At 42.0% G+C, this 12,365-nt stretch carries 10 protein-coding genes; 1 reads left to right on the top strand and 9 read right to left on the bottom strand.

The genetic code is table 11. From position 1 onward, the window contains the following. Positions 1-213, top strand: coding sequence for an Abi family protein (locus L1283_RS01800; RefSeq protein ID WP_088162435.1), 213 nt, complete (start codon positions 1-3; stop codon positions 211-213). Positions 214-286: 73 nt separating this feature from the next. Here the strand turns inward: L1283_RS01800 and L1283_RS01795 are convergent, their stop codons facing one another. The 9 genes from L1283_RS01795 to L1283_RS01755 form a co-directional block, all read right to left on the bottom strand. Next, complete coding sequence (locus L1283_RS01795) at positions 287-1,456, bottom strand: AGE family epimerase/isomerase (RefSeq protein WP_070566725.1); 1,170 nt, start codon at positions 1,454-1,456, stop codon at positions 287-289. Between the two features lie 28 nt (positions 1,457-1,484). Next, on the bottom strand, positions 1,485-2,900 hold the full coding sequence (locus L1283_RS01790) for an MFS transporter (protein WP_070566727.1): 1,416 nt from the start codon (positions 2,898-2,900) through the stop codon (positions 1,485-1,487). Positions 2,901-2,923: 23 nt separating this feature from the next. Further along, positions 2,924-4,093, bottom strand: a complete 1,170-nt coding sequence (locus tag L1283_RS01785) for a glycoside hydrolase family 130 protein (RefSeq protein WP_286775424.1) — start codon at positions 4,091-4,093, stop codon at positions 2,924-2,926. 37 nt (positions 4,094-4,130) lie between these two features. Beyond that, positions 4,131-5,291, bottom strand: a complete 1,161-nt coding sequence (locus tag L1283_RS01780) for an alpha/beta hydrolase (RefSeq protein WP_070566731.1) — start codon at positions 5,289-5,291, stop codon at positions 4,131-4,133. Between the two features lie 91 nt (positions 5,292-5,382). Further along, positions 5,383-6,879 (bottom strand): glycoside hydrolase family 30 protein, encoded by a 1,497-nt coding sequence (locus L1283_RS01775; RefSeq protein WP_286775423.1) that lies wholly within the window; start codon positions 6,877-6,879, stop codon positions 5,383-5,385. A 253-nt stretch (positions 6,880-7,132) separates the two neighbouring features. Further along, the gene (locus tag L1283_RS01770) at positions 7,133-8,332 is read right to left on the bottom strand and encodes a hypothetical protein (protein ID WP_139145006.1); all 1,200 of its coding nucleotides are present in this window, start codon (positions 8,330-8,332) and stop codon (positions 7,133-7,135) included. A gap of 92 nt (positions 8,333-8,424) precedes the next feature. Further along, positions 8,425-9,471 (bottom strand): glycosyl hydrolase, encoded by a 1,047-nt coding sequence (locus tag L1283_RS01765; RefSeq protein WP_083295979.1) that lies wholly within the window; start codon positions 9,469-9,471, stop codon positions 8,425-8,427. A gap of 22 nt (positions 9,472-9,493) precedes the next feature. Further along, complete coding sequence (locus L1283_RS01760) at positions 9,494-11,164, bottom strand: cellulase family glycosylhydrolase (RefSeq protein ID WP_070566737.1); 1,671 nt, start codon at positions 11,162-11,164, stop codon at positions 9,494-9,496. Positions 11,165-11,170: 6 nt separating this feature from the next. Beyond that, positions 11,171-12,358, bottom strand: coding sequence for a glycoside hydrolase family 26 protein (locus L1283_RS01755; protein ID WP_088162439.1), 1,188 nt, complete (start codon positions 12,356-12,358; stop codon positions 11,171-11,173). Between the last annotated feature and the right edge of the window lie 7 nt (positions 12,359-12,365).

The following is a 12,365-nucleotide window of genomic DNA, read 5'->3' as shown; positions in this document are numbered from 1 at the left end:
ATGTATTGTTTTGATAGAGGACTGCGTAAGCTGGTAACCGCTGAACTCGAAAAGATAGAAGTCGCAATCAGAGCAAAAATGATTTATATATTGTCTCATCAATATGGTCCTTTTTGGTATAGTGCCCCTAACCTGTTCGAATCTCTCCAGCTCCACTTAAGGGGACACTTAATAGAAAGCACCCCCTTTCTTTATACCCATAAAGAACTATGAGTCAAAATGTTAAAACACCTACACATAGAGTTAGAAAATTTCAACAAAATGTTTAGTCTTAGGTTATCAATTATTAGCAGACGTGGTCATTAAACCGAAGCATTTCTAAACACATCCGGCCGTTATGATAAGGACATTTCCAGAAACCCGCCTTATCATCGTTACGATTCATTTGTCCATCGGGCAATACACTCCAGTACCATTCTCCAAATTGAACATCAATAAGTTTTGTCTGAATAAATTTCCAGACATTTTCTGCTAAATCTAAAAACTTGGAATCAGGTACAATTTTGGACAGATAGCTATAACCAACTACTGCCTCGGCCTGTACCCACCAATGTCTTTCGTCATCTAAATGACCATCTCTAAATTCGTAAGCCATACTTCCGTCAGGAAGGATCCCCTCCACGGCGGCGAGGCCAATGCTGGTCACAATATCTTTGATGGATTGGGAGAGTGCGGGAATATTCAATACGGTAGTAGCTTCCCACAAAAGCCATGCTGCTTCAATATCATGACCATATGATATGGTATCAGTTGTTGAGTTCCACTCCCGATCAAAAAAAAGATTGAGATGCCCTGTACGCGAATCATAGATTTTGCTAACGAAAAGATCGACCAGATCCTTTTGGGCTGAAATTAATTGATCATCTGGCCACACCTGTAGCAGATTGGTATAGGGCTCAAGAATATGTAAATGAGTATTCATGGTCTTGACCTGATTCTCGTCTTTTTCACTCAGCCGCATATCGGCTATCGGTGACCAGTCGCGCGAAAATGCTTCCAAATATCCGCCAGACTCATCATCAAAAGTATGCTCAATCAACTTAAAAAGATCTATTGATAACTCCAAAGCTTCGGATATTCCCGTAGCTCTGTAAAACTCCGAGAAACCATACAGTGCAAAGCCCTGTGCATAGGTCTGTTTTTTTGTATTGAGGGGCTTGCCCTGATAATCAAGCTCCCAATAAACTCCCCCATATTCTTTATCGATAAAATTATCGCGTAGGTAGTGGTAAGCCCGTTCAGCCATTCGTAAATAGGATATATCGTTAAATTGGCGATAGGCAGCTGAGAACGTCCAGAGGATCCTCGCGTGCATAACAGCTCCTTTGCTAGCATAGGGCACCAAATGATTATGCCCATCCATCTTTCCGTAAAAACCGCCAAATTCCAGATCGACCATTTTTTCACTCCAAAATGGAAGTATGTTGTTTTCAAGTATTTCTCTAAAACGATTCATTTAATTCAAGCTAAATGTATTGATTCATCTATTTTTTTTCAAGATCAGCCTCTCTTTTATTCTTTAGATCATTAAGGATCAGATCCATCCGTTTTTCGCTCAAAGGGTAAAAACTTATGAACAACACGGATAATACAGTACCGATTGCAGGGAAAAAACTCAAGAACATCCGAATACCATGAAGTGCTTCGTCACTCTGCTGCTGATTGGCCTGAAAACCATAATAGGCCAATAGCCAACCTGTCAGAGCCGTCCCAAATGCCCAGCCGAGCTTCTGACTCATCGATGAAGAACTAAAGATCAAACCTGTTGCCCTATTGCCTGTGCGTAGTTCGGAATAATCTGCACAGTCGGCATACATCGACCAAAGCAAGGGAAATACGCTCCCGGCGCAAATACTGATGAGTACCTGAAGAGAAAATATAAGAATTAGATCTTCTTTGCCCAACCAGTAAAAGGCAATACTTCCCACCGTAGCAATAAGCATGGCAATCATATAGGTGCTTTTTTTTCCGATACGATTACTGACAGGAGCTGCTAATACAACACCTAATATATTAGCAGCTTGCCCAAGGGCCAAATAAAGTCCACTTAATACAAATGGTACCTCAAAAATCATGATTCGGTCGATTTGATGCTCCTCAACATAATACTTGAAGTAGTATAGCGTTGCTCCATCCCGAATGGAATTAAAAACAAGAGCCGCCACCCCGGCTCCCAGCAGTATCCACCAAGGACCATTTTTTAGCAAGTCTCCGATATCTTGCTTTAATGTCGAGTGATGCGCCGTCACCTCTACAACCCTTTCCTTTGTCCAATAAAAACATAGCAAAAAAAGTATCGTTGAAAATGCAGCAATAACTAGTGCAGCCATAAACCAACCATGCTGAAGTGACGTAAGATCTGCTCCCGCCTTACTGAAAAAATCTATTAATGGGTTGAATAAAAGCAGGGTAACAAAACTCCCGATATAGGCGAATGTCATCCGAAAGGTAGCCAGTACATTACGCACTTTGGGAAAGGGACTCATTACACCCAATAATGATGCATATGGTACGTTGATCGCCGAATACACCATCATCATCAAGGAATAAGTCAGGTAGGCATAGATAATTTTTCCGGTATGCGAAAAATCAGGCGTATAAAATGTTGCTGCACCGATCAAACCAAAGGGTATGGCAACATAAAGGATGAATGGTCTGAACTTGCCCCAACGGCTCCGTGTACGGTCTGCAAGTGCACCTATAATGGGATCGAACAACGAGTCCCAAACTCTGGTGATCAAAAACATGGTACCAACAGCTTTCGCCTCCATACCAAAAATATCGGTATAAAAAAACATCAGGTACATACCAAACAGCTTCCAGAACATGGACGACGCTGCATCTCCCAGGCCATATCCGATTTTCTCTCTCAACGAGATTTTTTCATTTTCAATTCTCATAAGTAGGTATTCTGGATACAAATCTAACTATTCAGATTTTTTGAAGCGATCGTATGTACGACCTTGACTGATGCTGCTGACCGAAATCCATCCTGAACTGTATTAAAACAATAATCAAGCAATCTGTCTATCGATGATAAGGCGACATGCATCCGTGTATCGCTCGAAGCATAATAGATATAAACGGTACCATCGGGGTCTGCGATCCAGCCATTTGAAAAGAGTACGTTGGAGACATCTCCTACTCTTTCTATACCCTTGGGTGCCATAAAATGTCCCGCGGGTTCAGCAATTATTTGGTCGGGATGTGCCAGATCTGTTACAAAAAGATAGAGTACATACCTAAGGCCTGCAGCACACATCCGTACGCCATGTGCCAGGTGTAGCCAGCCACGCTCGGTTTTAATGGGCGCTGGCCCTTGCCCATTCTTAAGCTCTTTAATGGTATGATAGTGTCGGTGATTTATAATTTTCTCTTCGGAAACAACCGCATTTTCCATACTGTCTACCAGCCCCCAACCTATTCCACCACCTTTGCCTGCATCAATAAAACTATCCTGTGGACGTGTGTAAAGTGCATACTTACCATCGACAAACTCGGGGTGGAGGACCACATTGCGCTGCTGACTGCTGGACTGTAAATCTGGCAAGCGTTCCCATGTGACCAAGTCGCGAGTACGTACAATGCCGGCAGCTGCAACTGCCGAAGATAGATCACCAGCAGGAGCTGCGGGATCTTTGCGTTCGGTACAGAAAATACCATAGATCCATCCGTCCGCGTGTAGCGTGAGACGCATATCATAGATATTGATATCTGGAATTTCGGTCTCGGGAATATCTATCGGATAATCCCAAAAATGGAAACCATCTATGCCATTTTCACTTTCGGCAATAGCAAAAAATGACTTGCGATCGTTGCCCTCTACACGCACAACCATAATATATTTGTCCTGCCACTTGATTGCCCCAGCATTGAATGTCCCATTGATGCCGAAACGCTCCATCAGAAAGGGATTTCTCTCCTCATCAAAATCATAACGCCAATGAAGTGGTGTATGATCAGCAGTCAGAACTGGATAGGTATACCGCTCGTATATCCCATTTCCTGGCAATAATGGCGTATTTTTTCGAGAAATTAGTTCCTGATGTGCTTGTTCGATAGCTTGTCTACGATTTTCAAATATTAAATTCATCTTCTATAAGTATAGTTTTGTTTCTCTTGTATATTTTCTATTTCTTGTGCTCTTTAAAGATCTGTTGGACAAATTTTTCCAATTGTCCCCTCCAGAATGACCATTCATGGCCAGCATCTGCCTGGTCATAGACATAATCAACCCCATAGCTTTTCAACTTCTGGAGAAAAGCTAAATGTCCGTTGTACCGAGGATCTTTGGTACCACAGCTGGACCAGATATAGACAGCTTGACTATTGGAAGAAGATTTTAAAGCTGACATATTGGGGATATAGCGATCAAAATCAAATGCTGGATCACTCAAAAGTCCCGAGCTAAATTGACCTATATATTGGAAAGTATCTTTATTTCGCATACCGATCACGAAAGCCTGCCCTCCTCCCATAGATAAACCAGCTATGGCCCGAGATGACTTATCCTTACCCACATTAAATCGTTGCTCGACAAGCGGCTTCACGTCGTTTAGCAACTCATCTTCAAGAAGATCCATCCCTTCAACTGAACTACCCCCGGCCCATGATCCATCCGTTAGACCATTGGTCATAACCACCAACATGGGTTTTATTTTTTTTTCGGCAATCAAATTATCCATGATATACGCAACACGCCCATCACGAAACCAACTCCCCTCATCATCTCCCCCACCGTGCCTGAGATATAAAACTGGCAGCGGTTTAGTTGACTGGACAGCTTGGGGTGGCACATAGACATAAAGGTTGCGCTGCTTATTTAATTTGCTAGCGGTATAGGTTAAGATGCGGAGTTCTCCGTGGTTGACGGCTCTTAACTGATCAACGGCAGGCTGACGTGCTATAATTTCCAATACACTGCCATACACTTCTGTGCCGTATTTGACTTTAGGATTGGCTAAATCTATAGAACGTTTTCCATCTACCACAAATACATACTGATAAATACCTGGCAATAGGGAGCTCGTAGATGCCGTCCAAACACCGCTTGTATCCTGTTCCATCGCCAATCTCATAATGTCCCAGTCGCCAATCTCGACCTGCACTTTGCTGGCTTGGGGAGCCTTCACACGGAAGGTAACCCGTCCACTGGAATCAATCGCAGGTGAAAATTTGCCTGTCGATGCCTGCCACCATCCGGCTGTGCTAAATGAGGATCCGTCCTGCTGTGCTTTAACAGGCAAATAGAGACCTAACAACGCTGTGCCCAATAAAATTAGTTTTTTCATCTGTATATCATTTGTTTTCAATGGTAATGAGGCCGCCAGATCTATTCTTCCCACTGTGTGGTTTGAATATTCATGGTGGTTTCATAATTTTTTATTCTGATTTCCAGCAATAGGTGCCTACTGCTCCAGCAGCTAACTTGATCATGCTGAATTTACCCTTATACTGAACTTTTACCTCCCGATCATAGAATGAACTGTTTGCAACAATCAGGACAATCTCTTTTTTGGGAGTAAGAAACGCAACATTGGGCAATACTCCACTATTCTGTACTGTAGTAACGCGTTTGATATCCGCGTTTTCCTCGTCCGTGGTAATGTCAATACCTTGATCATAAGGAGCATTGGAGGAAACACGTACCGATCCCGGCGGAACGAATTTTGAAATATGTGCAACAACGTAATAGGCCACATTTCTTGATACCTGATCTCCATCAATGGTAAGTGCGCCCTGACATATGGCACATCCACCATTATCTGTATGGGGATTATTATTGGGATCTGCGGCCAAATTCCACAATATCATATTCCGGCTCCAATTGCGCATGGTTCCGATAACAAGGCGTTCGGTCTGGTAGGCAAGGTTGCTGATTTTACTTTGGCTAGATTGAATGACCATCTGTTCTGTAAAATAGATATTTTTGTCAGGTCTGGCTTGATGCACCAATGACATCGTACCAATGTCACCTCCATAGTGGTGGAAACCGGATCCATCTACATATGGACCAATAGCAGGGTCATTCAACAGGGTCAATGGATAATCTGGCCGATCACAATTATGATCAAAAAGAATAATTTTTGTATCCGGCTTCAATTTGTTAAAGACGGGCAGTAAGTGGTCTCTTAGAAAATTGCGCATCTGCGATACAGAAAATGGCATACTGGGAGTATTCCTCGAATTGAGTGGTTCATTTTGCACGGTGATCATATGAATAGGGATCCCATTTTTTTCCATTTCCTGTACATAACGTAAAAGATAACGGGCATATACAGGATAACAGTCCGTCCTTAATGAACCGCCTTGAAACAGCTGTCCCACTTTCATCCACACAGGAGCAGTCCATGGTGAAGCCATAATCTGAATTTTGGGGTTGATGGCCAAAATTTCTTTGAGTACAGGAATGACATGTTCATAATCATGCCCCAGGCTGAAATTCAAAAGATCCGGATCTGCCTGGCCACCACTGAGATCATTATAGGTATAAACAAAGCTATTTAGATCGGATGCACCAATACTTAAACGGATAGCACTAATGGCGATTCCATCTCCGGCACTGAAAAGTTCGTGTAGAAGCTTAGACCTTTTATCGGGTACCATCTGATGTATCAGTTGGGCACTACCACCCGTCAGCGCAAACCCAAATCCATCAATAGTCTGGAATGCCTGTCTTTCGTCAATAACGATAGGTAGTTGACGCCCCCGTGATGTCGGCTCGAATACTGCCGGCGGCCCTGCGGAAAGCTGCGAAAGAGGCTGATCTTGGGTCACCCACTGGTTTAATTTGTGTTCTTGCGCCTTCAATTGAAAAACAGATAGGATCGCAAATAATAAGGCATATAATAATTTTGGATTTGGTCGTCGAATAATCATAATTTGTGAGCCTAGTCTGAATATTACAATTGGTTATCTTTTAACATCTCTACAGCAAATTTACTTGGTAAAGCTTACCTCGACTAATACTATTTTAGCAGTAGGTAATTCAATTCGAACTAAAAATCATCAAAACAACACTTAAACATCACTTGCGGCGTATACTATTTTATCTCCAAATTGGCCAAACTAGTAAAAAAAGCAGTAAACTGCTCCTCTAACACCAATTACCAATCACTAGAATACAACACTGTTAGGGATAAACTAGACTCGGATAATTGACATAAAAATCATTTGTAGCCACTTTAATGGCATTGAAATTACCGTAGTTATCATTTTCCCATGGATTTTTCCATGCACATACGCCTGCGTACCCGTTCCAATAGCTTTGTTTGTAATAATTGGCCAGAGTAATATTCCAATTGCCGGAATTATTATAGGATGAGCTGTTGACATCATACCCCGGTGTTTCTCCGATCAAGACAGGTTTATCACCATTATCTAACCAATAGCCGATGGTCGTGGTAAATGGCGCCCCGGAGGATTGCCACTGGTACCAATGGGGTGAATAAAAATCTAAATAGGCGTTGGAATTGTTGTACTGCGCCTGCAATTTTGCATTGCTATAATTATTGCCCCCATAGGTATCCCATGATGTGTACCTATCGCTGTTAAAAATAATCCACATTGAACCTACCGTCACCGGCTTGGTAGAAAATTGGTTTGTCTTGGCCGCACACCATGCAATGAAACGCACGACATTGTTCTTATTTAAATTGCCACAGTTTGCATCACGCCACATATGCTCTGGCTCATTGCAGATATCATAGCCCATAATGGTGGGTTCATTTTCATAACGCTGCAGAAAGGGGACAAGAAAATATTCGGTATACCACTGGGTTTTGTTGACGTCATTGATGATCTGCCTAAATTGATTGTACTTGCTGCTGGTATTCTTTACCATATCAAATGACCAAAATGTAACCAGCAGATACACTCCCTTTGATTTAGCGATCTGAACGAGTTGGTCCATATCTGTCCAGAACTGACTACTGGCACCTGTGACAAGACCGTCACCGTTTAAAGACGGACTATGGCTCCCCGACCCATGCACCCAGATTCTAGCAAGGTTAATTTTATTATCCTTATAACGCTGAAACTCATTGCTCCACCAGGTGTAATCAAAATTTCTACCTAAAAAATCTAAAGTATAATCGCTTTGCTTTTGCCAGGCTGTGTTGATACCATTGAAAAAAATCTGCTTTGAGGCAACATAAAATTTATTGCCCGAAATAGTCACGGCATCAGTGATTGAAGCCGGAGCAACACCATTGTTCAAAGCCATCTTTTTCTGCTTGGGCAGAGATTCTGCAGCCTGATCAAAAGCTTTTTTTTGGCAGCTGTATGACAATATGATCAAGCAGATACACCATAATTTACATAAAGATCTCATAATTGTTTATTTTGGTTATTCTAAGATAGTGAGCTAACGATATTGCTGGCTAATACTTTATTAACAAATAGTTGTACAAGGGTGTAATTATTCTACTCACCCAGCATAATTACCTGATCGGAACCGTATAATGCTTTGATCTTAGCCTCACTGTTCTTTTCAAAGACCAATTCTGACCAGCCCATAAAAAACACCCAATTGGGCTGGTCTTTAAGTACCTCAAGTGACGGTAATACCTGGCACTCTCCGATCGCCATTGGCCTTCCTGCTGCTACACGAACGATCGCATCATACTTTTCATTACTAAACCCCGTGTGATCATCGTATACATCAAGCGAAACAATATCCCAATAGGATCTTCCGGGATTATACAGCTCGACGTCAGTATCCAGGCTTTGAAAATCTTGAACATTCCAAACCCAAATTAGATTATCGAGCTCTTTTTTCTTAACCATAAAGTCATGTACATACCGGTAGAGTCTAGCGGTGCCTTTTTCTCCCGGGCGTCCCCCCCACCAAAATTTCCCCTGATTCATCTCATGAAAGGGCCTGAACAGAGCGATGACCTTGTTGTCTTTCAATCGCTTTAGATAAACTGCAATTTCTTCCATCATCGAGACTAATTTACCATGCTCTAAGGTCCCTTCTATAAAAAGGTTTTCCCACTGGCTGTCTGTCAAATGACTTAAAACGCCACGTCCGTCATCCCAGCTACAAGGTTGTCCATTGACAGGGTTGCAGGCGTGCCACATGATATTAACAATTGCACCCTGATGGAATTGGCTGATAGCCTCATCAATCATAGTGCTCCTGTGATCAATATTTTCCTGCTGAAATAAAAAATCACCGCTCCACAGCTTCGGATATCTACCTACTAGTTTGTTTATGGCATTGGTCCAGCGGGCAGGCTCACTATTGGGTTCGCGATTGTGTATACCACCAATAACACGCTTTCCCTTAATCCGGGATAGGTAATCCATTATCTTTTGCTTTTCTTTTTTAGCCGACCACGAAACAGAATCATTGACCTGCGTATTTGCCGCCAGCGATTGGCTAGTCAATGTTTTACAGCCGATCCCGGTGATCACGATTAATGAACTACATAGTAGCGCTAGTGACTTGAATATATTTTTTTCCATAATAGGTGATTTGTTACTGTCATTACTTAATAATATAAAGCTTCTCTTTTTTAGATCCCACAAAAAGATCTTTCAATAATATTTTTCCATCCTGATGATCTTTCAGCTCTTCTGCCTGATATTTTAATGTAAGCGGGTCAAATGATTGGATCTCCTTTTTGTTTCCGATGATGTCCAAAATCTCTACGCTACTACTAAAAACCTCATTCGTGGGATTGTAAAGATAGATATAGAGTTCCTCGCCACATTTTACGCCATAGGCTTCAAGCCTACCGGCTTTTAATGCCAATGGCTTGAATTCTCCTTTTCCATTCAGCAACATACGGTCGCTCAATTGCCGTACCCCACGATAATAAGGTAGCATATCCCTATTCTGAAAGTATTCCCACCACCAGCTCATCGGTAGGATCGGTGTTGATGAGAAAAGCCCATACCAGAGACCCCGTTTGAAATCTAATTCCATCTCATATGCAAAATCATCAAAATTTTGCTGCCAATCCCATTCATAGCCAAACTCGCCAATGACATAAGGCTTTTTATGTTTTGTGGAGTATGCATTGATTTCTGAGGGTATCAGATCAGTATGTTTGTAAATGTGTTTTTGATTGATATCTATTGCCTCGATATCATTGAGCCCCGGGATATCTCTATGGGATATGCTGGTAGTAACAATGTGTTTATATGGATCTATCTTTTTTAAATAGGTAGCCATTTCAGTATGCCATTCTACAATAGCTTTAGAAGAAATCGGCTTTTCCCGACCATTAAACTGTATATTATCTACTTCATTCAGAAACTCCCACATAGCAATATGCGGTGAATACCCCCAGCGTGACACAATGTAGCGCAAACGATTTTTATAAAGCGTTTTAGCCTCTTCGGCTGCAAAAAACTCGTCCGTCGTCTTTACCCCTCCGATATTATCGGATCTGAAATTACCCATTCCCAAAGTAAGCATAACATATAAATCGAGTGAATCGGCAAGATCGACGAGATGATCGAGCCGGCGTACTGCGCTGGGGTTAAAATGAGCTGGATCTGACTGGTAGCGATCATTGTTGAATCCGTCCTGAAAATCTATGGGCAAATTCCAGGGACAGATCCAGGTCCTAAAGAAATTGCCGCCATTTTCAGCAAATTCGGCAAGCATACGGTCATAATTATAAACGGAAGCATTTTGGTGCAGTGCTGCATAATATTTTGAATCGTCTTTACGCCTTGATTCCCAACAGATGTTTTCGGCTATCCCACGAAAGGATGTACCGTTATCAAATTGTAAGGACCAGTTATTTTTAACACTTAGAAATCCTTTTTCTGCCGTTTCCCGCACCCGCGCATCGAATTTCCTAGATGTGGCGACTATTTTTCCATTTTTGCTCAATACGAACTTAAAATGATAATCGCCATGCTGTCTGGGTGAGAACCGGGCATTCCATTCTGAAATATCCCCAGATTGCCCCTTTACATAAAAGCACGGCTGAAGCAGTACCTCACCTGATGCTGTATATATCTCCATGTCAAGCTTAATGTCTTCCTGCAAATAAGGGTTTGTCCAGGTCGATTTAAGTTTTATAACGAAATCCATCCGTCTTCCTTGAAGTGCTGCTGACTCCTTAAAATCGACAGAAATAATCTGGGAAAATGTAGTTACTGGAAATATGAAAAAAAAGATTATTCCAATTAAAAAGCGCATACCTGATTAATTGACGGTTACACCATCGGCCAATACATACATATTGGGGAGGTCCTTTGAAAATAAACTTATACTGCTCCTAAATAGCGTTTTGAAATCATCGGCTGAGGGATGCCCTTTCCATGGTCCATAGAAATGTATCCCTTGCTTTAATGGATCGTATTCATTTCGCCACATAACGACCATACTGATTTTTTTACCAACGAGTGGAGTGAGGATCTGCTCGGTCCAATAACTGACATAGGGTACATTACCATTTCTGATCCCTTCAATTCCTGTTTCGGTAACACCAGCAGGCTTTTTCTTTTCTAAAGAAAGCTCTTGCAACGCGTTTAAATTGGAAAGAAACGCTTGGGTATTTGTACCATGATAACAGTCCATACCGATAAAATCGACTAATTCATCCCCCGGCCAGCGGAATAGCAGATCTTCTTTCCGTCCATTATTGTCCCGTTGTGGCGATATCGCAAAAATAAAATTATGTACCCCTTTCGCTACTGTCAAATAAGATAACGTAAACTTCCAAAGCGCTATAAACTCTTCACTAGTCGTACAAGAACTTCCCCACCAGGACCAGCTTTGGGTATGTTCATGAAAAGGTCTAAAGATAACAGGAATCAATTTGCCATTGCCATCCTTCAATGAAAGTGCAAACGTGGCGAGATTATCCAACCAACTTTTAAATTTTAAATTTGTTGCACTTCCATCGGTCAAAATTTCTTTAACAACTGTTTTTGATGAATTGTCCCATGAATCCCCGCCCGTCAAGGGATTGTTTAGGTGGCACATAGCGGTAATAACTTCACCACGGGAACGCGCTTCAAGGATAGCCTTTTTACGGGCCTCGTTTAAAGTCGCTCTGGTACGGCGGTCATCCATCAATTCAGCAAAATCAACACTAAAAACTGCGGGGTAGTCGCCTACAATTTCGTAAACGTCAGATCTACCGGCAACTTCCTTCCATTCTCTGCCGTAGATCAGATCATCATGATGGCCAAACATAAAGCCTTTGTCTTTTATCTTCCATAATTGGGAGTAGAGCGCTTTAGTTTCTGCCGTCGCCTGCTTGTCAAATAATCGGAGTTCGATTTGTGAGGGTTTTTCTCCGGGCTTTTGATCTGTGGCCGGATCAGCCTTGGTACATGCCGTTCCACCTATTAAGATGGACACGGCATACATAAATAACTTCTTCATGATTTGG

It is taken from the genome of Sphingobacterium sp. HSC-15S19 (assembly GCF_050433745.1).
In the GTDB taxonomy this organism is placed as follows: Bacteria; Bacteroidota; Bacteroidia; order Sphingobacteriales; family Sphingobacteriaceae; genus Sphingobacterium; species Sphingobacterium siyangense.
Note: the sequence above shows the minus strand (reverse complement) of the source record. Positions and strands in the feature narration are given on the sequence as shown.